The 19715-nt window shown below is 59.4% G+C and carries 18 protein-coding genes and 1 riboswitch; of the genes, 10 read left to right on the top strand and 8 right to left on the bottom strand.

Annotation, left to right across the window (positions count from 1 at the left end; translation table 11 throughout):
• Positions 1-57 precede the first annotated feature (57 nt).
• Both epd and tkt read right to left on the bottom strand, forming a co-directional pair.
• Entirely contained in the window at positions 58-1098 is a 1041-nt protein-coding gene (epd, locus tag ACIPIZ_RS12610; protein WP_401165538.1) for an erythrose-4-phosphate dehydrogenase, read from the bottom strand.
• 150 nt (positions 1099-1248) lie between these two features.
• The gene (gene tkt / locus ACIPIZ_RS12605; protein WP_401165536.1) at positions 1249-3246 is read right to left on the bottom strand and encodes a transketolase; all 1998 of its coding nucleotides are present in this window, start codon (positions 3244-3246) and stop codon (positions 1249-1251) included.
• Positions 3247-3505: 259 nt separating this feature from the next.
• Between tkt and ACIPIZ_RS12600 the strand changes: the two genes are divergently transcribed.
• From ACIPIZ_RS12600 to ACIPIZ_RS12585, 4 genes are all read left to right on the top strand, one after another.
• Positions 3506-4501, top strand: coding sequence for an ArsR/SmtB family transcription factor (locus ACIPIZ_RS12600; RefSeq protein ID WP_401165534.1), 996 nt, complete (start codon positions 3506-3508; stop codon positions 4499-4501).
• 18 nt (positions 4502-4519) lie between these two features.
• Positions 4520-5710 (top strand): methionine adenosyltransferase, encoded by a 1191-nt coding sequence (metK, locus tag ACIPIZ_RS12595; protein WP_401165532.1) that lies wholly within the window; start codon positions 4520-4522, stop codon positions 5708-5710.
• Between the two features lie 247 nt (positions 5711-5957).
• On the top strand, positions 5958-7634 hold the full coding sequence (ligB, locus tag ACIPIZ_RS12590; RefSeq protein ID WP_401165530.1) for an NAD-dependent DNA ligase LigB: 1677 nt from the start codon (positions 5958-5960) through the stop codon (positions 7632-7634).
• A gap of 97 nt (positions 7635-7731) precedes the next feature.
• The gene (locus ACIPIZ_RS12585; RefSeq protein ID WP_064388116.1) at positions 7732-8127 is read left to right on the top strand and encodes a DUF1090 domain-containing protein; all 396 of its coding nucleotides are present in this window, start codon (positions 7732-7734) and stop codon (positions 8125-8127) included.
• 167 nt (positions 8128-8294) lie between these two features.
• Here the strand turns inward: ACIPIZ_RS12585 and ACIPIZ_RS12580 are convergent, their stop codons facing one another.
• Entirely contained in the window at positions 8295-8744 is a 450-nt protein-coding gene (locus ACIPIZ_RS12580; RefSeq protein WP_401165528.1) for a c-type cytochrome, read from the bottom strand.
• Between the two features lie 128 nt (positions 8745-8872).
• On the opposite strand from ACIPIZ_RS12580, the gene ACIPIZ_RS12575 reads away from it, so the two are divergent.
• Positions 8873-10051 carry a murein transglycosylase A gene (locus ACIPIZ_RS12575; RefSeq protein WP_105709350.1) on the top strand — a complete coding sequence of 393 codons (1179 nt, stop codon included), beginning with the start codon at positions 8873-8875 and terminating at the stop codon, positions 10049-10051.
• A 124-nt stretch (positions 10052-10175) separates the two neighbouring features.
• On the opposite strand, the gene ACIPIZ_RS12570 is transcribed toward ACIPIZ_RS12575, so the two are convergent.
• On the bottom strand, positions 10176-10559 hold the full coding sequence (locus ACIPIZ_RS12570) for an MAPEG family protein (protein WP_064388113.1): 384 nt from the start codon (positions 10557-10559) through the stop codon (positions 10176-10178).
• 39 nt (positions 10560-10598) lie between these two features.
• Positions 10599-11432 carry an EamA family transporter gene (locus ACIPIZ_RS12565; RefSeq protein ID WP_401165525.1) on the bottom strand — a complete coding sequence of 278 codons (834 nt, stop codon included), beginning with the start codon at positions 11430-11432 and terminating at the stop codon, positions 10599-10601.
• Positions 11433-11749: 317 nt separating this feature from the next.
• Between ACIPIZ_RS12565 and ACIPIZ_RS12560 the strand changes: the two genes are divergently transcribed.
• Both ACIPIZ_RS12560 and ACIPIZ_RS12555 read left to right on the top strand, forming a co-directional pair.
• The gene (locus tag ACIPIZ_RS12560) at positions 11750-12919 is read left to right on the top strand and encodes an MFS transporter (RefSeq protein WP_401165523.1); all 1170 of its coding nucleotides are present in this window, start codon (positions 11750-11752) and stop codon (positions 12917-12919) included.
• A 267-nt stretch (positions 12920-13186) separates the two neighbouring features.
• Positions 13187-14449, top strand: a complete 1263-nt coding sequence (locus ACIPIZ_RS12555) for a sodium:proton antiporter (RefSeq protein WP_105709347.1) — start codon at positions 13187-13189, stop codon at positions 14447-14449.
• 31 nt (positions 14450-14480) lie between these two features.
• Here the strand turns inward: ACIPIZ_RS12555 and ACIPIZ_RS12550 are convergent, their stop codons facing one another.
• Entirely contained in the window at positions 14481-15344 is an 864-nt protein-coding gene (locus tag ACIPIZ_RS12550; protein ID WP_064388109.1) for a LysR family transcriptional regulator, read from the bottom strand.
• 91 nt (positions 15345-15435) lie between these two features.
• Between ACIPIZ_RS12550 and ACIPIZ_RS12545 the strand changes: the two genes are divergently transcribed.
• Complete coding sequence (locus ACIPIZ_RS12545; protein ID WP_122660156.1) at positions 15436-15849, top strand: VOC family protein; 414 nt, start codon at positions 15436-15438, stop codon at positions 15847-15849.
• A 38-nt stretch (positions 15850-15887) separates the two neighbouring features.
• Positions 15888-17177 carry a cation:dicarboxylate symporter family transporter gene (locus tag ACIPIZ_RS12540; RefSeq protein ID WP_241088749.1) on the top strand — a complete coding sequence of 430 codons (1290 nt, stop codon included), beginning with the start codon at positions 15888-15890 and terminating at the stop codon, positions 17175-17177.
• A gap of 2 nt (positions 17178-17179) precedes the next feature.
• On the opposite strand, the gene ACIPIZ_RS12535 is transcribed toward ACIPIZ_RS12540, so the two are convergent.
• Together ACIPIZ_RS12535 and ACIPIZ_RS12530 are read right to left on the bottom strand one after the other, a co-directional pair.
• Positions 17180-18076, bottom strand: coding sequence for a formate/nitrite transporter family protein (locus tag ACIPIZ_RS12535; protein ID WP_105709345.1), 897 nt, complete (start codon positions 18074-18076; stop codon positions 17180-17182).
• 198 nt (positions 18077-18274) lie between these two features.
• Positions 18275-18682: an acyl-CoA thioesterase gene (locus ACIPIZ_RS12530; RefSeq protein WP_007913723.1), complete on the bottom strand. Its 408-nt coding sequence runs from the start codon at positions 18680-18682 to the stop codon at positions 18275-18277.
• Between the two features lie 198 nt (positions 18683-18880).
• A riboswitch (S-adenosyl-L-homocysteine riboswitch) is annotated at positions 18881-18980 on the top strand.
• A 23-nt stretch (positions 18981-19003) separates the two neighbouring features.
• On the opposite strand from ACIPIZ_RS12530, the gene ACIPIZ_RS12525 reads away from it, so the two are divergent.
• The coding region (locus tag ACIPIZ_RS12525) for an adenosylhomocysteinase (RefSeq protein WP_401165520.1) at positions 19004-19715 on the top strand (712 nt) is incomplete at its 3' end.

Genomic DNA, 19715 nt, shown 5'->3' with positions numbered 1-19715 from the left:
CAGATCCAGGTCGGACATCAACAACACGGTCATGGGTCGCACTTCCAAAGTTTAATTTCAAGTTGCTGTTTGCAGATAGTGTTCTGCAACGTCCAGCATTCGGTTGGCAAAACCCCATTCGTTGTCGAACCAGGCCAGGATGTTCACCAGCTTGGGGCCGGAAACACGGGTCTGACTGGCATCGACGATGGCCGAATGTGGGTCATGGTTGAAATCACAACTGGCGTGCGGCAACTCGGTATAGGCGAGCAGGCCTTTGAGCGGGCCACTGGTGGCGGCCTCGCGCAGGATCCGGTTGACCTCATTGGCATCGGTAGCGGTGGCGGTCTGCATCGTGATGTCGAGGCAGGACACGTTGACCGTCGGCACGCGTACGGCTTTGGCCTGAATTCGCCCGGCAAGTTCCGGCAGCAGGCGCTCGATACCACGCGCCAGACCGGTGGACACCGGGATCACCGACTGGAACGCCGAACGCGTGCGGCGCAGGTCTTCGTGGTGATAGGCGTCGATCACTGGCTGATCGTTCATTGCCGAGTGAATGGTGGTGATCGACACGTAATCAAGGCCAATGGCCTTGTCGAGCAAACGCAACAGCGGCACACCGCAGTTGGTGGTGCAGGAGGCGTTGGACACCAGCAGTTCGTCGCCGGTCAGGCAATCCTGATTGACGCCGTAGACGATGGTGGCGTCGACATCCGCCTCGCTGGCCATCGGCTGCGAGAACAGTACGCGTGGCGCGCCGGCGTCGAGAAAGCGCTGGCCGTCTTCACGGGTGTTGTAGGCACCGGAACACTCAAGCACCAGATCGACGCCCAGCGACGCCCAATCGATGCCTTCGGGGGTGGCACTGCGCAGAACCTTCACGCAGTCGCCATTAATATGCAGACAATCGCCTTCTACTCGCACCTCGCCCGGAAAGCGGCCGTGGGTGGAGTCGAAGCGTGTCAGGTATTCGATGCTGGCCATATCTGCCAGATCGTTGATCGCGACAATTTCAAACCCGGCTTTCTCGCCTCGCTCAAACAACGCACGCAAGACGCAACGACCAATCCGGCCGTAGCCGTTGAGTGCAACTTTGAAGGGACGCGGTTGAGGCATGGGGTTCTCGATTACCGTGGTGAATCAGGCAGTGCGATGTTGCCTGAACCAACACTTTCGCGAGCAGGCTCGCTCCCACATTGGAATGCATTTCCCTGTGGGAGCGAGCCTGCTCGCGAAGGCGTCAGCTCAGACGACATCTTTTCTGGATCAGTCTTCCAGTAGCTCTTCAGCCTGACCGAGGATGTTTTCCAGGGTGAAGCCGAACTCTTCGAACAGTGCCGAAGCCGGAGCCGATTCGCCGTAGGTGGTCATGCCGATCACGCGACCTTCCAGACCCACGTACTTGAACCAGAAGTCGGCGTGAGCCGCTTCGATCGCGATACGCGCGCCAACCTGCAACGGCAGCACGTCCTGCTTGTAGCCAGCATCCTGAGCATCGAACACGCTGGTGCAAGGCATGGAAACCACACGCACTTTACGACCCTGCTCGGTCAGTTTGTCGTACGCCTGAACCGCCAGGCCCACTTCCGAACCGGTCGATATCAGGATCAGCTCAGGCTCGCCTGCGCAGTCCTTCAGCACGTAACCGCCACGGCTGATGTCGGCAATCTGGCCGGCATCGCGTTCCTGGTGTTGCAGGTTCTGACGCGAGAAGATCAGCGCCGATGGGCCGTCCTTGCGCTCCAGAGCGTTTTTCCAGGCCACAGCCGATTCAACGGCATCGGCTGGACGCCAGGTGTCGAGGTTCGGTGTGGTACGCAGGCTGGTCAATTGCTCGATCGGCTGGTGCGTCGGGCCGTCTTCGCCCAGACCGATGGAGTCGTGGGTGTAGACGTGGATCACTTGCTTCTTCATCAGCGCGGACATGCGCACGGCGTTGCGGGCGTATTCCATGAACATCAGGAAGGTCGCGCCGTAAGGTACCAGGCCGCCGTGCAGGGTCACGCCGTTCATGATCGCGGTCATGCCGAATTCGCGCACGCCGTAGTACATGTAGTTGCCGCTGGCATCTTCAGCGCTGACGCCTTTGCAACCTTTCCACAGGGTCAGGTTGGAACCGGCCAGGTCAGCGGAGCCGCCGAGCAGTTCCGGCAGCAGCGGGCCGAACGCGTTCAGGGTGTTCTGGCTGGCTTTACGGCTGGCGATGGTTTCGCCTTTGGCCGCGACTTCAGCGATGTAAGCCGAAGCTTTTTCGGAGAAGTCAGCCGGCAACTCACCGCTCAGGCGACGCACCAGTTCGTTGGCTTCGGTCGGGAACGCAGCGGAGTAGGCAGCGAAACGCTGGTCCCACTCGGCTTCGGCCGCGCGACCTTTTTCCTTGGCATCCCATTCGGCATAGATGTCGGCCGGGATTTCGAACGGGCCGTGGTTCCAGTTCAGCGCCTGACGGGTCAGCGCGATTTCCGCGTCACCCAGTGGAGCGCCGTGGCAGTCTTCTTTGCCCTGCTTGTTCGGCGAGCCGAAACCGATGGTGGTCTTGCAGCAGATCAGCGTCGGTTGTGCGCTCTTGCGCGCGGTCTCGATGGCGGTCTTGATCTCTTCCGGATCGTGGCCGTCGACGTTGCGAATCACTTGCCAGTTGTAGGCTTCGAAACGCTTCGGGGTGTCATCGGTGAACCAGCCTTCGACTTCGCCGTCGATGGAGATGCCGTTGTCATCGTAGAACGCGATCAGCTTGCCCAGACCCAAAGTACCGGCCAGGGAAGCGACTTCGTGGGAAATGCCTTCCATCATGCAGCCATCACCCAGGAACACATAGGTGTGGTGATCGACGATGTCGTGGCCAGGACGGTTGAACTGCGCGCCCAGGACTTTTTCCGCCAGGGCGAAGCCTACAGCGTTGGCCAGACCCTGACCCAGCGGGCCGGTGGTGGTTTCAACGCCCGGGGTGTAACCGAATTCCGGGTGACCCGGGGTGCGGCTGTGCAGTTGACGGAACTGCTTGAGGTCGTCGATCGACAGGTCGTAACCGGTCAGGTGCAGCAGCGAGTAGATCAACATCGAGCCGTGGCCGTTGGACAGCACGAAGCGGTCACGGTCGGCGAACGAGGGCTTGCTCGGGGTGTGCTGGAGGTAGTCGCGCCAACGCACTTCGGCAATATCTGCCATACCCATTGGGGCACCGGGATGGCCGCTGTTGGCTTTTTGCACGGCATCCATGCTGAGGGCACGAATGGCGTTGGCACGCTCACGACGGCTAGGCATCGCTGATCTCCTGGGTGTGAATAGATTGAAACGGAAAAAAGGAGGGCATTTTCCCTCACCGGAGCGCCTCGGGGCAATGACAGATAGTCATCCGGGGGCGTTTTTCCCATGGTTAGCGGCGGTTTCGGTTGGTGAAACCTTTCCGCTACTTGTTTCTAGAGTTAACCGTCTCGTGAGAAGTGCCATTTATCGAGCAATATCAAAACTTTTTGATATTGCCCTTGCGATGGATTCCCCCCCTCTCTAGACTGCCAGCCCTATGAACTTACGCGTGCCTTCCATTCGCCATGACGATTGCGACGAGCTGGCGGCCCTGTGCAAGGCCGGCGGCGATCCGCTGCGGCTGAATGTATTGCGCGCCCTGGCCAACGATTCGTTTGGTGTATTGGAGCTGGCGCAGATTTTCGGCATCGGTCAGTCAGGTATGAGTCATCACCTTAAAGTGTTGGCGCAGGCCGATCTGGTAGCGACCCGCCGTGAAGGCAACGCGATTTTCTATCGCCGCGCCCTGCCCCACACCGAACTGTTGGGCGGCAAGTTGCACGCAGCATTGTTAGAAGAAGTCGACAACCTGGTACTGCCGAACGATGTGCAAGCACGCATCGAACAGGTCCACGCTCAACGGGCCGCCGCCAGCCAGGACTTTTTCGCCCGGGTCGCGGAGAAATTCCGTGCCCAGCAAGACTTGATCGCAGGCCTGCCGCAGTACCGTGACAGCGTGCTGGCCCTGCTCGACAAACTGAACTTCGATGGTGCAGCCACGGCCATTGAAGTCGGCCCCGGCGATGGTGCTTTTTTGCCGGAACTGGCGCGACGCTTCGACACCGTCACCGCGCTGGACAACAGCCCGGCGATGCTCGAACTGGCGCGTCAGGTATGTGAACGTGAACAGCTGGCTAACGTCAGCCTGCAATTGGCCGATGCATTGAACGGCACAAGCCTTCAGGCCGATTGCGTGGTGTTGAACATGGTGTTGCACCATTTCGCCGCGCCGGCCGATGCGCTCAAGCACATGGCCGACCTGCTGCAACCGGGCGGTAGTCTGCTCGTGACAGAGTTATGTAGCCACAACCAGAGTTGGGCCAGGGAGGCCTGCGGTGATCTCTGGTTGGGGTTTGAACAGGACGATTTGGCCCGTTGGGCCAAGGCTTCGGGACTCGTTCCCGGTGAAAGCCTCTATGTAGGCTTACGTAATGGTTTCCAGATCCAGGTCCGCCATTTTCAGCGACCGACTGGCGACACTCACCATCGGTAAATTCAGGAAAACATCGAGATGAGCGAATACTCCCTCTTCACCTCCGAGTCCGTGTCCGAAGGGCATCCGGACAAAATCGCCGACCAGATTTCCGATGCGGTGCTGGACGCCATCATTACCCAGGACAAACACGCACGCGTTGCCGTGGAAACCCTGGTCAAGACTGGCGTGGCCATCGTTGCCGGTGAAGTGACCACCAGCGCCTGGGTCGATCTGGAAGAGATCGTGCGTAACGTGATTCTCGACATCGGCTATAACAGCTCCGACGTCGGCTTCGACGGCGCGACCTGCGGCGTGATGAACATCATCGGCAAGCAGTCCCCGGATATCAACCAAGGTGTTGACCGTGCCAAGCCTGAAGATCAGGGCGCCGGCGACCAGGGCCTGATGTTCGGCTACGCCAGCAACGAAACCGACGTTTTGATGCCAGCGCCGATCACCTTCTCGCACCAGTTGGTGCAGCGCCAGGCCGAAGCCCGTAAATCCGGTCTGCTGCCTTGGCTGCGTCCGGACGCCAAGTCGCAAGTGACTTGCCGTTACGAAGGCGGCAAGGTTGTCGGTATCGATGCCGTTGTTCTGTCGACTCAGCACAACCCTGAAGTGTCGTACAAAGACCTGCGCGAAGGCGTGATGGAGCTGATCGTCAAGCACGTGCTGCCTGCCGAACTGCTGAGCAAAGACACCCAGTTCCACATCAACCCGACCGGCCAGTTCATAAATGCCGGCCCGGTAGGTGAATGCGGTCAGACCGGTCGCAAGATCATCCTCGACAGCTACGGCGGCATGGCCCGTCACGGCGGCGGCGCGTTCTCCGGTAAAGATCCATCGAAAGTTGACCGTTCGGCTGCCTACGCTGGCCGTTACGTTGCCAAGAACATCGTCGCTGCCGGCCTGGCCGAGCGTTGCGAGATCCAGGTTTCCTACGCGATCGGTGTGGCTCAGCCAACTTCGATCTCGCTGAACACCTTCGGCACCGGCAAGATCAGCGATGACAAGATCGTCAAACTGGTCCGTGAAGTGTTCGACCTGCGTCCATACGCAATCACCACCATGCTCGATCTGCTGCACCCGATGTACCAGGAAACTGCAGCGTACGGCCACTTCGGTCGCACGCCAGAGACCAAAACTGTTGGCGAAGACACCTTCACCACCTTCACTTGGGAAAAAACCGACCGCGCCGACGCCCTGCGTTCTGCTGCTGGCCTGTAAGCCTTCCCCAGCGGTACAAAAAAGCCCTGCACGGTTCGCGCCGTGCGGGGCTTTTTCATGCCTCGAAAAGAGTAAAAGATCGCAGCCTTCGGCAGCTCCTACAAGTGAAACGCACGCCTCCTGTAGGAGCTGCCGAAGGCTGCGATCTTTTGATCTTCATAACTGAAACACGATGCAAAACACCCACCCGTTGCTGCTCTGAATCCTGACTAATCTTCAAGCATTCCCCTGAGCAAGGACGCTCAACATGCTTGCCACGCTGCGCCTTTTTTCAATTCTTCTGCTGAGCTTCACCCACCTGATCGCTTACGCCGCTTGCCCTGACTGGCCTGTCCCCACCGCGCAAAACGAAATCGCCGCCCTGCAAAACCAGATCGACAAATGGGATGACGCCTACCACCGCGAAGGCCGCTCACTGATTGCCGACGAACTCTACGACCAATCCCTTGCGCAACTGAACGAGTGGCGAGCGTGTTTCAAAGTGCCCTCGCCACCCGATCCTTTGCGCACAGTTTCAGGCTCAAACGTCCACCCCATTGCCCATACCGGCCTGGATAAAATCCATAAAGTTGAGGCCGTGGAGGCCTGGCTACGTGATCGCGAGGATGTCTGGATACAACCAAAAGTCGACGGCGTCGCAGTGACGCTGATTTATCGCGCGGGCGTTTTGCAACAGGTCATCAGTCGCGGTGACGGGGTTCGTGGGCAAGACTGGACGCCATCAGCGCAGAAGATCGGCGCCATTCCTCAACGCCTGACACAACCGCTGGATATGCTGGTGCAGGGCGAACTCTACTGGCGCTTGAACGAGCACGTGCAAGCTCGATCCGGCGGCGTTAACGCTCGCTCCACCGTCGCGGGACTGATGGGACGCAAAACCCTGGATGCCGGGCAAGCCTCCGGTATCGGACTGTTCGTCTGGGACTGGCCACAAGGCCCAGCGCAATTGCCCGAGCGAGTCGCCACGTTGGCGACGCTGGGTTTCGCCACGATTGAACCGTACAGTCATCCTGCCCCCGACTTTACTGCCGCGCAAAAATGGCGCGATCACTGGTACCGCTCTCCTCTGCCGTTTGCCACTGACGGGGTGGTGTTGCGCCAGAGCCAGCGTCCACCCGCCGAGCGCTGGCAGGCTCGCGCGCCGTACTGGGCAGTTGCGTGGAAGTATCCTTTTGCTCAAGCGCTGGCCGAAGTGCGCAAGGTCAACTTCAAGATCGGGCGCACCGGGCGTATCACGCCAGTACTCGAACTCAAACCCGTCATGCTCGATGACAGGGAAATCAAACGGGTCAGCGCCAGTTCCTTCAAACGCTGGCAAGACCTGGATATCCGCCCCGGCGACCAAGTGGCAATCAGCCTCGCCGGCCTGACCATTCCACGGCTCGACAGCGTGGTGCTGCGCGCCGCCGAACGCACAGACCTCAACATCCCCAACGCCGAAGACTTCCACACCTTGAGCTGCTGGCAACCCACGCCCGGCTGCAAAAGCCAGTTTCTCGCGCGCCTGACCTGGCTCAGTGGCAAGCAGGGTCTGGCAATGCAACATGTCGGTCGTGGCACCTGGGAGAAACTTCTCGAAACACGCCGCGTAAACAACCTGCTGGATTGGTTGACCCTCGACGCGCCAGAGCTTGCTAACATTGCGGGCTTCGGCGAGCGCAGCAGCGAACGCCTGATGAACAGCTTTCACAGCGCCCGCCAGCGGCCGTTCGCTCAATGGCTCAAGGCCTTGGGCTTGCCGCCAACCGGTCAGGCCCGATTGCCTGATTCGTGGCAGGCGCTGGTACAGCGCAACACCGAACAATGGCAGGCAGAAGCCGGTATCGGCCCGGGACGCGCAGCGCAATTAAGCGCATTCTTTCGCGACCCACAAGTACTGGCCTTGAGCGAAACCTTACATGCCGCCGGAATCGACGGTTTTTGACTACGCAATCCCGGCGCGCCGGGAACCCATCGGCCGCCGAGGCGCTCCAACAGCGCAGTGCCTGACCAACCCGAACGCCTTTGCACATGGAGCTTTTATGAAATTTCTTGCACCGCTCGCCATGCTCACCCTCTGCGGCATGATGGCCGCCCCCGTAATGGCCGACGAAGACGCCCCGGGCCTGACCGGCTGCGCTGCGAAAAAGCAGGGCATCATGAACCAGATCGAACAGGCCAAGTCGCGCGGCAATGCCGATCAGCAGGCGGGTCTGGAAACGGCCCTGCGCGAAGTGAATGAACACTGCACCGATGCGGGCCTGAAGAAAGAACGCGAAAACAAGGTGCTCGAAGCCAAGCACGAAGTAAGTCAGCGTCAGGCCGATCTCGACAAGGCGATGAAGAAAGGCGACCCGGAGAAGATCAACAAGCGCAAAGACAAACTGGCCGAGTCGCGTAAAGAACTGCAGGACGCGCTGGACGAAATCGATAAGTAATTGATGGCCCTGTGACGAGGGGATCTCTCCCCGTCCGGCGGCGAAGCCGTCGCAAATCCGGCTAGTCGGGTCTGACTGAAAAAACTCGGCTGTATGGTTTTGGGGCTGCTTCGCAGCCCAACGGGGATAAATCCCCTCGCCACAGGGTTACTCAGCAGTCTTGAAGATCAATGATCCCGAAACTGTTTATGGCAAGCGCTGCAGGCATCTTCAACCTTCTGCACCGCGGGTCCGAGGTTGCTGGCTTTGTATGGCAGAAGCTGACTGGCGGTCACCAATTCACCGGTGGCCGCTTCAAGGTTGCGGGCCATTTCCTGAAACTGCGCCTGTTTCTGCCAGACATCATCCTTGGCGCTGGTGTGATCTTCTTCGCGCACCTGCGGGAAATGCTTCCACGGCTCGTGGGACAACGCATCGAGCTTGACCGCGCCTTCGGCGAACTTCGGCCCGTCGAACGCAATGCGCCCACGCAACATGCCGCCGAGATCTTCACCGGTCTTGAGCATTTGTTTGAAAATTGCCTTGCGTTGACCCAGCGGCGAATTCGGGTCGACACCGCCGCAGGCGGACAAGGTCAGACAGGCCAGCAATACAACAGACATTTTTTTAAGAGTCATGGTGGCTTCAGGTCACGGAATTCGGCGGCCAGTATCCTCGCGCCACCGCCAAACACCAATAGCCCTATTAAAAATACGGGTTGAACGAGCGCATGGAGCACTCGGCCAACCGGCACAGGAATCACTCCATGAACAGCCGTTACAAGGCCTGGCGTCATCCGCTGATCGCGACCCTCCCTCTGCTGGCGATTCTCGCCGGCTGCACCGGTGGCGAGAGCGCCAAGCCGAAAACCCACGCGCTGGCCACTTACTCCAGCGCCACGTGGGATGCCCTGCCGGTTGTGTCCGACAGCGATCTGGTCGCCGGTTTCGGCTCGTGGCGCAGCGCCTGCACCCGGCTCAAGGCTGATACGGTCTGGGGCCCGACCTGCGCAGCGGCGGCCAATGTGCCGCAGAACGCCAACGAGATTCGCACGTTCCTCAAGCAGAACCTCGATGTCTTCGGCCTGCGCGCCGAGAACGATAACCCCAACGGCTTGATCACCGGTTATTACGAGCCGGTCTATCCCGGCAGCCTGACACCCACCGACGTGGCAAACGTGCCGGTGTATGGCGTGCCCGAAGACATGATCATTGTTTCGCTGGACAGCATTTACCCGGAACTCAAAGGCAAACGCCTGCGCGGTCGCCTCGAAGGTCGCGTGCTCAAGCCTTATGACGACGCCGCGACCATCGAATCCAAAGGCGTGAAAGCGCCCGTGGTGGCTTATCTGACCGACCCTATGAACCTGCAATTTCTACAGATCCAGGGTTCCGGACGGATTCAGACCCAGGACGGCAAACAACTGCGCATTGCCTACGCTGATCAGAACGGTCATCCATACCGGCCAATAGGTCGCTGGCTGGTCGAGCAGGGTGAGCTGAAAAAAGAAGATGTGACCATGAGTGCGATCAGCAACTGGGCCAAAGCCAATCCGGCGCGCATCCCGGAATTGCTCGGCAGCAACCCGAGCTACGTGTTCTTCACCCGCAACCCGGACAGTAACGAAGGTCCTCGTGGCTCGCTCAACGTACCGCTGACTGCCGGTTACAGCGCAGCAGTGGATCGCAAGGTAATTCCGCTGGGCAGCCTGTTGTGGCTATCAACCACAAAACCAGATGGTACGGCACTGGTTCGCCCGGTGGCGGCGCAGGATACCGGCGGCGCAATTGCCGGCGAGGTACGCGCGGACCTGTTCTGGGGGACGGGGGATGCGGCCGGGCAACTGGCCGGAGACATGAAACAGCAAGGGCAGATCTGGATGCTCTGGCCAAAAGGTGCCGCGCTGCCGCAAGTGCCGCAGGTGGCGGATACAGAGAAGAAGTAACCCTTGGAATCTGCTGAGGTAATCAGATAGCTATCGCGAGCAGGCTCACTCCTACAGGGGAACGCATTCCAAAATGCAGGAGTGAGCCTGCTCGATGAGGCCATCAGCAACACCAGTAAAATAATCAGACCGACACAAAGAAGAACGAAGCAATCAACCCCATACCCACAAACCAAACCAGCGACCGCAAGATCGCCCAGTCCGCCAGATAGCAAATGATGTAAAGCAGGCGACTGGTGATAAACAGCACAGCCAGCACATTAACCGTCACCAGCTCTGCCGTACCCACCAGATGCGCGACAATTACCGCCGCCGCAAACGCCGGCATCACTTCAAAGCTGTTCAGTTGCGCCGCATGCGCCCGTCTCGCCACACCGTTGAGACTTTCCAGAAAATCGCGCGGATCGTGGTTGTCACTCAACCGATAGCCACCCACGGCTTTCGCCACGCCTGTGCAGACATACGGCAGAAAAATCGCGATCAACACACACCACAGAGCCACCGTCATAACGCCGTCCTTTTTTCGAGTTATAGAATTCGCGGGCTGTCAGAACTTCATGATCAACATGCCGATCAGCACCAGCCCACAGGCTAAGAGCCGTGGCCGGCCGAAAGGTTCTTTCAGGTAGCGCATACCGAACAGCACCACCAGAATCACACTGATCTCACGCAGTGCCGCCGCTTCGGCAATCGAGCCCAACTGCATCGCCCACAGCACCAGAGCGTAGCTGGCCAACACGCAGAAGCCCACCGCCAGCCCGAGCTTCCATTGCTCGCGCCAGAACTGCATGAAGGCCGGGCGCTTGGCGACCCATGCCAACAGCGGAAACGGCCAGGCACTGAGCAGCGTGACCCAGACCAGGTAATCCAGCGGGTGCGACCAACGCCGTAGCGCTTGACCATCAATATAGGTGTAGCAGCCAATGCACAGGCCGATCAGCGCCACCACCGGCAGCATCGACCATGGCAGGTGCTTGCCGCCGCCGCCTTGCCAGAGCAGGCAAACCATACCCAAGGGAATCAGCATGATGCCGAAGATCTGCTGCGTGGTGAGTACTTCCCCAGCGAAGATCAGGGTCAGCGCCAGCACCACCAGCGGCGACAAACCGCGCATCAGCGGATAGACCAGGCCGAGATCACCGACGCGATAGGCCTGAATCAGCAGGTAGCGATACAGCAGCTCAAAGGCTGCCGAAGCGAGAATCCACGGCCAGATGCTAATGGGTGGCACGTTCACGAAGGGCAACGCGATGGCGACAACCAGCAGCGCCACGGTGTCCATGCACGCCACCACAAGCAGCCGCTCGGCGCTGAATTTGATTAACGTATTCCACGTCGCATGCAACAGCGCCGCCATCAATACCAAAGCTGTCGCCAACACGTTTCACTCCTTATTATTTTTCACGCCCCCCTGTAGGAGCTGCCGAAGGCTGCGATCTTTTGACTTTGGTTTTTAGAAGCAAGATCAAAAGATCGCAGCCTTCGGCAGCTCCTACAGGTGGGAGTCGAACACTCGAATAGTCAGATTATTGATTCGCGATGTGTCAGCAGGTGTTTATACTGCAAGCGACCACGCCGCACTCAGTTGCGCACAGAAAAAAACCAATAATTCCTGCCTGCACCGCCCTCCTTCGAGATCGGTCGTCGGCCTGCGTATGCCTGATCAAAGCGTCAAGACTACCGACAGAGACCTTGCGCATGCCACTCGCCTTGCTTGCACTCGCTGTTGCCGCATTCGGCATCGGCACCACTGAATTCGTCATCATGGGCCTGCTGCCCGACGTTGCCCGCGATCTTGCCGTGAGCATTCCTCATGCCGGCCTGTTGATCACCGGTTACGCGCTGGGCGTGGTGTTCGGCGCGCCGATTCTGGCGATCGGCACCGCCAATATGCCGCGCAAAGCGACGCTGTTGGGCATGACGCTGATGTTCATCCTCGGCAATATCCTCTGCGCCCTGGCACCGAACTACGCAACATTGATGGCGGCGCGCGTGGTCACCGCGTTGTGTCATGGCGCGTTTTTCGGCATCGGTTCGGTGGTTGCCGCCGGGCTGGTCGCACCGAACAAACGCGCGCAGGCAATTGCCATGATGTTTACCGGCCTGACGCTGGCCAATGTCCTTGGAGTGCCGCTGGGTACGGCGCTGGGTCAATACGCAGGCTGGCGTTCGACGTTCTGGGCAGTGTCGGTCATCGGCGTGATCGCAGCGCTCGCCCAATGGCTGTGGCTGCCAAAACACATCCCGATGGACAAGGCCAACCTCGCCAGCGAATTCAAAGTGCTGGGCAAGGTCAATGTGCTGCTGGCCTTGGGCATGAGCGTATTGGCATCCACCAGTCTGTTCAGCGTATTCACTTACATCGCGCCGATCCTGCAGGACATCACCGGCGTCAGCCCCCATGGCGTGACCGTGATGCTGCTGCTGTTCGGCGTCGGCCTGACCGGCGGCAGCATGCTCGGCGGACGCCTGGCGGATAGCCGTTTGCTGCCTTCGCTGGTCGGCGTGGCGTTGGCGGTGGTGGTGATTCTGGCGGCGTTCAGCCAGACCAGCCGTTCGGTGGTGCCGGCGGCGATCACGTTAGTGCTGTGGGGGATTTTTGCTTTTGCGCTGTGTCCGATCCTGCAGTTGCTGATCATCGATCAGGCGCATGAAGCGCCGAACCTAGGGTCAACGTTGAACCAGAGCGCTTTCAATCTCGGCAACGCGGCGGGTGCGTGGATTGGCGGGCTGGTGGTGGCCAGTGGCGCGGATCTGGCGGATTTGCCGTGGACCGGTGCGCTTGTTGGCGTATTGACCGTGCTGACGGCGCTGTTTTTCATCTATCTGCAACGTCGCGGCGCGGCTGCGGTCAATGTGTCCGGCTAGCCCTCACCCTAACCTTCTCCCAGAGGGAGAGGGGACTGAATGGGGGATATTTGAGAGATACGCCGACGTGAACCCGCTTTGCTGAATCCACAATCGACTCGGTTATTCAGGTCGATGCATGCCACAAGACAATAAGGTCGGCTCCCTCTCCCTCCGGGAGAGGGCTGGGGTGAGGGAAGCTTGTGCCCTCTGTCGCTCTCAGCCCATCAAACCCCTGCACCCAAGCATTGGGCGCGCTCCATTCACCCCTCATCCAAAGGACCCCGGATGCTTGAACTTGTCGCCGCTTTCATCTGCCTCACCACTCTCCTGACCTTCGTCAACTTCCGCTTCATCGGCCTGCCACCGACCATCGGCGTGATGGTCACCGCACTGCTGTTCTCCCTGATCCTGCAAGGCCTGAGCGTGCTCGGCTACCCCGGTCTCGAAGAGCGCGTGCAGCAACTGATCGGCCAGATCGACTTCGGCGATCTGCTGATGAACTGGATGCTTTCGTTTCTGCTGTTCGCCGGCGCCTTGCACGTCAACCTCAATGACCTGCGCAGCTATCGCTGGCCGATTGGCCTGCTGGCAACCTTCGGCGTTCTGATTGCCACTGCAGTGATCGGCAGCCTCGCCTATTACATCTTTGCGTTGTTCGGCTGGCATGTGAGCTTTCTCTACTGCTTGTTGTTCGGCGCGCTGATCTCGCCGACCGACCCGATCGCGGTGCTCGGCGTGCTGCGTACCGCCAATGCCTCAAAGCCGCTGAAAACCACCATCGTTGGCGAATCGCTGTTCAACGACGGCACAGCTGTTGTGGTGTTCACCGTATTGCTGGGCATCGCCCAACTCGGCGAAACCCCGACCCTTAGCGCCACGGCGATGCTGTTCGTTCACGAAGCCATTGGCGGCGTGCTGTTCGGTGGCCTGATCGGTTATCTGGTCTATCGGATGATCAAGAGCATCGAGCAACACCAGATCACCGTGATGCTGACGCTGGCGCTAGTGATTGGCGGCTCGGCGATGGCCACCGAAATTCATGTTTCAGCGCCGATTGCGATGGTGGTCGCCGGTCTGATCATCGGCAACGTCGGGCGCAATCTGGCGATGAATGACATGACCCGGCGCTATCTCGACGGCTTCTGGGAATTGCTCGATGACATGCTCAACGCGCTGTTGTTCGCGCTGATCGGCATGGAACTGTTGCTGCTGCCATTCAACTGGCTGCACATGGCAGCGGCCGGTTTGCTGGCGGTGGCGATTCTGCTGTCGCGCCTGCTCACCGTGGCCCCGGCGATCGTCCTGCTACGGCGCTGGCGTACGGTGCCGGCCGGCACCATCCGGATTCTGACCTGGGGCGGTTTGCGTGGCGGTGTTTCGGTGGCGCTGGCATTGGCCCTGCCGTTAGGGCCAGAGCGCGACTTGCTGTTAAGCATCACTTACATCGTGGTGCTGTCGTCGATCCTGTTGCAGGGTCTGACCATCGGCAAACTGGTCAAGCATGCGACACGCAACGAGCCGAATGCTGCGACTGAACCAGCACACTGACGCACCACTGCAGCGCCGTCGTGAACTGCTTTCATGACGCGTTGCAGAGCAATTCGAGCAGATGCCGCATCGCCAAGGGGCGGTGCGGCGTCGAACTGTGCATCACCACCAGCTCCCGCGAGTAACGCTGCCCATCCTCCACCGGCATGGCACACACACCGTCCAACGCCATTGCGGCCCATTGCGGCACCAGCGATACCCCCATCCCCTGCGCGACAAGCATGACGATGGTCTCCAGCGCATCCAGCTCACAGAGCACATTGGGCTCGATCGCCTGTTCATCGAGGTAGCGCTGAGCAATCTGGCCACCCCATGAGCGCGCGTCGTAACGTATGAACGGGCCTGCTCGCAGCAACGTTTCCAGCGACTGCCCGGCATGTGAGGCCGGGGCAACCAGAACCAGCGGCTCGACCTTCAGCACTGTCTGCGTCAAAGCTTTGGGTGGTTGAAACGGCGGCCTGACCAGAATCGCGGCGTCCAGTTCGCCCGCCAGCACTTTCTCGTAAAGGCTTTTTGAGTCCCCCGGCGTTATCTTCAATTTCAGCGCCGGGGCCGATAACGCCAAGCGCTCGATCAATCCTGGCAAGACACCGGTCAGCGCCGTCGAGACCGCACCGATCGTCACTTCACCCGTCAGAGCATCGTGATGCAGATCATTTTGCAGCGCCTGCGTCTGTTCGATGATCGCGCGGATTTTCGGTAACACCAGCAGGCATTGATCCGTCGGCCGTGTGGCATGCGCGGTGCGTAGCAACAGGGCATAACCCAATGATCGCTCGAGTGCCTGCACGCGCTGACTGATCGCCGCCGCCGTGCGGTTTTCGCGGCGCGCGGCCGCCGCAATCGAACCGGTTTCGACCACTGCTATCAGGCTTTGAAGAAAGCGCACATCCATAAGTTTTCCTTTCGCTCAGAACAAGGCGAAGCCGTTTTGCCCCACCGATCAGCCTGTTTACCCTGAGCGTTCCTTCACTCAGGGCTATCACATGAACAGACCCTTTCACGCTGCATACCATGTTTGCGACCTGGAACAGGCGCGGATTTTTTATCGAGATGTGTTGGGTTGCACTGAGGGCCGCAGTACAGAGAGCTGGGTCGACTTCGATTTTTTCGGCAATCAGATTTCGCTGCACCTGGGCACACCCTTTGCCACCACCCGCAGCGGAAACGTCGGCGAATACAAAGTCTTGATGCCGCACATCGGTGTCGTGCTGCCACTGGATGAATGGCTGGCACTGGCCGAGCGCCTGCACCGCCTCGACACCGTTTTCGAGATCCCGCCGGTGATCCGCTTCGCCGGCGAACCCGGCGAGCAACGCACGATGTTCTTCCTTGATCCCAGCGGCAATCCGATCGAAATCAAAGGCTTCAAGGACTTCAGCGGCCTGTTTGCGCACTGATTCCATCCCCAACAAACACAAGAAAAAAGGGGCACTGCATGAGTAGCAAAACACCCACCAGCCTGGTCACCCGCATAATGATCGGGCTCGCCGCCGGGGTAATCGTCGGCATCCTTCTGAACCAGTTTCCCGAACACAAGACCTGGTTTATCGACAACCTGCTGCAACCGGCGGGCGACCTGTTTATCAGGCTGATGAAAATGATCGTGGTACCGCTGGTGTTTGCCTGCATGGTCGTCGGCATAGCCGGCGCGGGCAGTACCAAAGCGCTTGGCCGGGTCGGGGTCAAAACGCTGGTGTATTTCTTCACGATCACCAGCATCGCCATCGTCTTCGGTCTGATCGTCGGCAACGTCTTCCAGCCCGGCGCGGGCGCGGACTTCAGCAGCACTTTACAAGCACCGGTCACCGGGCTGGCCACGATGGGCGAAACACAAAACCTTGGCCGCACACTGGTAAACATTGTCCCCGACAACATCGTGCTGGCCATGTCTCAGGGCAAGCTGCTCTCGGTGTTGTTCTTCGCCATCCTGTTCGGCTGCGCCCTGTCGATGCTGCCCGAGCAGCAGAAGGCGCCGTTGATCGCGGTGATCCAGGCGGTTTCCGACACCATGTTCAAGGTCACGCATCTGGTCATGCACTACTCGCCGATTGGCATTTTCGGCCTGATCGGTGTGACCGTGGCCAGTTTCGGCCTGAGCGCCCTGCTGCCACTGGCGAAGCTGATCGGCATCACCTACGTGGCGGTGTTGCTGTTCGCACTGTGCGTGCTGGGTGTGGTGGCGCGAATGGCCGGGATCCGTTTTTTCCACCTTATACGGGCAATACGCAGTGAACTGCTGTTGGCTTACAGCAGCGCCGCTTCGGCCACGGTAATGCCGCAGTTGATCGAAAAAATGGAACGCTACGGGGCACCGCGCCCGATCACCAGCATGGTCATTCCATTGGGTTACTCGTTCAACCTGGATGGCGCATCACTGTTCGCGGGGCTGGGCACGTTGTTCATCGCCCAGGCCTACGGCATCGATCTGGGCCTGGCTGATCAAGCGATGCTGGTGCTGATCATGGTGCTGACATCGAAAGGCGCGGCGGGCGTGCCGGGCTTCATGTTCATCATTCTGACGGCAACATTGACCGCCGCCGGGTTGCCGGTAGAAGGTGTGGCGATCATCGCCGGTGTCTACCGCTTGATGGACATGCCAGTGACTGCGCTCAATGTATTGGGCAATGCGCTGGCGCCGCTGGTCGTCGCGCGCTGGGAAGGCCAGCTCAAGGCGCCTGATAGCGCACCGACCATAGAACCGGCCAGGGCACCATTCAAGGCCTGAAGCTATTGGCTTTTGCTGTCCGAGTCATCTTCGCGGGTTTCGCCAGAGCCGGGTTTATCGGCCTTTGGCGCCCCGCTCTCACTGCGGATCTGCGCATGGCTGATCAGCGCGAAAATAAAGCTGCCGCCAATGATGTTCCCCGCCAGCGTCGGCCCCGCGAACACCGCCCAGAAATCACTCCACGGCAATTCGCCGGCAAACACCAGATACGACACTTCCGCCGAACCCACCACAATGTGGGTGAAATCACCGAGCGCCATCAGATAGGTGATGAGGATGATGATCCACATCTTCGCGCTCTCCATCGACGGGATCATCCAGACCATGGTGGCGATCATCCAGCCGGAAACGATGCCTTTGGCGAACATCTGGCTGGCGTGGTTTTCCATGACCTTGCGGCCGATTTCGAGGAAGGCGTGGTCAGTCTTGGTGTCGAAGATCGGCAGTTCGAGCATCACGTACGCCACCAGAATCGTGCCGCAGAGGTTGCCGACCAGCACCACTGTCCACAGGCGGATCAGACGGCCGAAATTGAGCAGGGTCGGTTTGGTCATCACCGGCAGCACGGCGGTCAGGGTGTTTTCGGTGAACAACTGCTGGCGTGCGAGGATCACCGCGAGGAAGCCTGCGCAGTAACCGAAACTGGCGATTACCTTGAATTCGTCGCCCTCGGGCAGGCGCGAGTTGAGCAAGCCCATGCCCATCAATGACAGGCCCATGGTCAACCCCGCGGCCAGCGCCGACCACCAGAGCGCGGCGATGCTGCGCTCCAGTTCCTGATCGCCTTGGCTGCGGATGATTTCGTGCAGGACAGCCGCACGCGGCGGCTGGCTTTTCTCGACTTCGTGCTGTTCTTTGGCCGAGAGGTCGGGGGTTTTGCCGTCGGTGGGAGTGGTCATGGCGTGGGAACCGTGGGGGTGGTGTTTACCTACGACCCTCGCGGCTTGGAATACGTTCTGTAGGCGCCACGCAAATCCTATGTCGGACATGTAGGAGCTGCCGAAGGCTCGGGCCGCGATCGGACGATCTTTTGATTTTGATTGTTTAGAAACAAGATCAAAAGATCGCAGCCTGCGGCAGCTCCTACGGGGCTCGCATTACTCGCTGACTAATTCATCTTCCTGGAACTGGTCTTTGACGTACTTGATCTCGGTGCGGCCATGCGGTGCCGGCAAGCCGTCTTCGCCGAGGTTCACAAACACCATCTTCTCAACCGTCAGAATGCTCTTGCGAGTGATCTTGTTACGCACTTCGCAGGTCAGGGTGATCGAGGTGCGGCCGAACTCGGTGGCGGTGATGCCCAGTTCGATGATGTCGCCCTGGCGCGAGGCGCTGACGAAGTTGATTTCGGAAATGTACTTGGTCACCACGCGTTGATTGCCCAACTGGACGATCGCGTAAATCGCCGCTTCTTCGTCGATCCAGCGCAGCAGGCTGCCGCCGAACAGGGTGCCGTTGGGGTTGAGGTCTTCGGGTTTTACCCATTTGCGGGTGTGGAAATTCATCTTCACTCCTGAGTGTCTTGCCGAACGATGGACGGTATCTTGGCAGACTGAGCGGTCAGGCTCCATGCGGCTTCGACTATGGTCGCCATTAACGATCTTCATCTGGCCGACAGAAACCCTTTGGAAGATCAGTCTAGACGGCTATAATCGCCCCCGTTTCAAAACGGTCATCTTCAATTGATACCGTTTTCCCGCCACCTGTCCGAGGGGCGCTGCAGCAGGTTCAACCTGTCAGGCTCGGATGGGGCGTTGACTGGCCTTAGGCCGGACACTAAACGCACAACGGCGCCCATTCGCATACATTACGAATGGAGGCTCTTCATGAGCGCTGTTATCACGCCTGCAGATTTTAACGATTACAAAGTTGCCGACATGTCCCTGGCTGCCTGGGGCCGTCGCGAAACCATCATCGCCGAATCGGAAATGCCGGCTCTGATGGGTCTGCGTCGCAAGTACTCCGGCGAACAGCCGTTGAAAGGCGCCAAGATCCTCGGCTGCATCCACATGACCATTCAGACTGCCGTGCTGATCGAAACCCTGGTTGCCCTGGGTGCCGAAGTACGCTGGTCGTCGTGCAACATTTTCTCGACTCAGGATCAGGCTGCTGCCGCTATCGCTGCTGCCGGCATCCCGGTTTTCGCCTGGAAAGGCGAAACTGAAGAAGAGTACGAGTGGTGCCTGGAACAAACCATCCTGAAGGATGGCCAGCCATGGGACGCCAACATGATCCTCGACGACGGCGGCGACCTGACTCAGCTGCTGCACGACAAGTACCCACAAGTACTGGATCGCGTTCACGGCGTGACCGAAGAAACCACCACTGGCGTACACCGTCTGCTGGACATGCTGGCCAAGGGCGAGCTGAAAATCCCGGCCATCAACGTCAACGATTCGGTGACCAAGTCCAAGAACGACAACAAGTACGGCTGCCGTCACAGCCTGAACGATGCGATCAAGCGTGGTACCGACCACCTGCTGTCCGGCAAGCAAGCGCTGGTCATCGGTTACGGTGACGTGGGCAAGGGCTCGGCCC

This window comes from Pseudomonas sp. NPDC087690, assembly GCF_044743175.1.
Classification (GTDB): domain Bacteria; phylum Pseudomonadota; class Gammaproteobacteria; order Pseudomonadales; family Pseudomonadaceae; genus Aquipseudomonas.
This window is presented reverse-complemented; position numbering and strand designations above follow the sequence as displayed.

Excerpts from the sequence above, each read along its gene's own strand:
- ACIPIZ_RS12535 (WP_105709345.1), bottom strand. The coding sequence starts at position 18,076 with ATGACCACTCCCACCGACGGCAAAACCCCCGACCTCTCGGCCAAAGAA.
- ACIPIZ_RS12570 (WP_064388113.1), bottom strand. The coding sequence starts at position 10,559 with ATGACGGTGGCTCTGTGGTGTGTGTTGATCGCGATTTTTCTGCCGTAT.
- ligB (WP_401165530.1), top strand. The coding sequence starts at position 5,958 with ATGCTTGCCACGCTGCGCCTTTTTTCAATTCTTCTGCTGAGCTTCACC.
- ACIPIZ_RS12545 (WP_122660156.1), top strand. The coding sequence starts at position 15,436 with ATGAACAGACCCTTTCACGCTGCATACCATGTTTGCGACCTGGAACAG.
- ACIPIZ_RS12580 (WP_401165528.1), bottom strand. The coding sequence starts at position 8,744 with ATGACTCTTAAAAAAATGTCTGTTGTATTGCTGGCCTGTCTGACCTTG.
- tkt (WP_401165536.1), bottom strand. The coding sequence starts at position 3,246 with ATGCCTAGCCGTCGTGAGCGTGCCAACGCCATTCGTGCCCTCAGCATG.
- ACIPIZ_RS12575 (WP_105709350.1), top strand. The coding sequence starts at position 8,873 with ATGAACAGCCGTTACAAGGCCTGGCGTCATCCGCTGATCGCGACCCTC.
- ACIPIZ_RS12550 (WP_064388109.1), bottom strand. The coding sequence starts at position 15,344 with ATGGATGTGCGCTTTCTTCAAAGCCTGATAGCAGTGGTCGAAACCGGT.
- ACIPIZ_RS12560 (WP_401165523.1), top strand. The coding sequence starts at position 11,750 with ATGCCACTCGCCTTGCTTGCACTCGCTGTTGCCGCATTCGGCATCGGC.
- ACIPIZ_RS12540 (WP_241088749.1), top strand. The coding sequence starts at position 15,888 with ATGAGTAGCAAAACACCCACCAGCCTGGTCACCCGCATAATGATCGGG.
- ACIPIZ_RS12585 (WP_064388116.1), top strand. The coding sequence starts at position 7,732 with ATGAAATTTCTTGCACCGCTCGCCATGCTCACCCTCTGCGGCATGATG.
- ACIPIZ_RS12530 (WP_007913723.1), bottom strand. The coding sequence starts at position 18,682 with ATGAATTTCCACACCCGCAAATGGGTAAAACCCGAAGACCTCAACCCC.
- ACIPIZ_RS12555 (WP_105709347.1), top strand. The coding sequence starts at position 13,187 with ATGCTTGAACTTGTCGCCGCTTTCATCTGCCTCACCACTCTCCTGACC.
- ACIPIZ_RS12600 (WP_401165534.1), top strand. The coding sequence starts at position 3,506 with ATGAACTTACGCGTGCCTTCCATTCGCCATGACGATTGCGACGAGCTG.
- epd (WP_401165538.1), bottom strand. The coding sequence starts at position 1,098 with ATGCCTCAACCGCGTCCCTTCAAAGTTGCACTCAACGGCTACGGCCGG.
- metK (WP_401165532.1), top strand. The coding sequence starts at position 4,520 with ATGAGCGAATACTCCCTCTTCACCTCCGAGTCCGTGTCCGAAGGGCAT.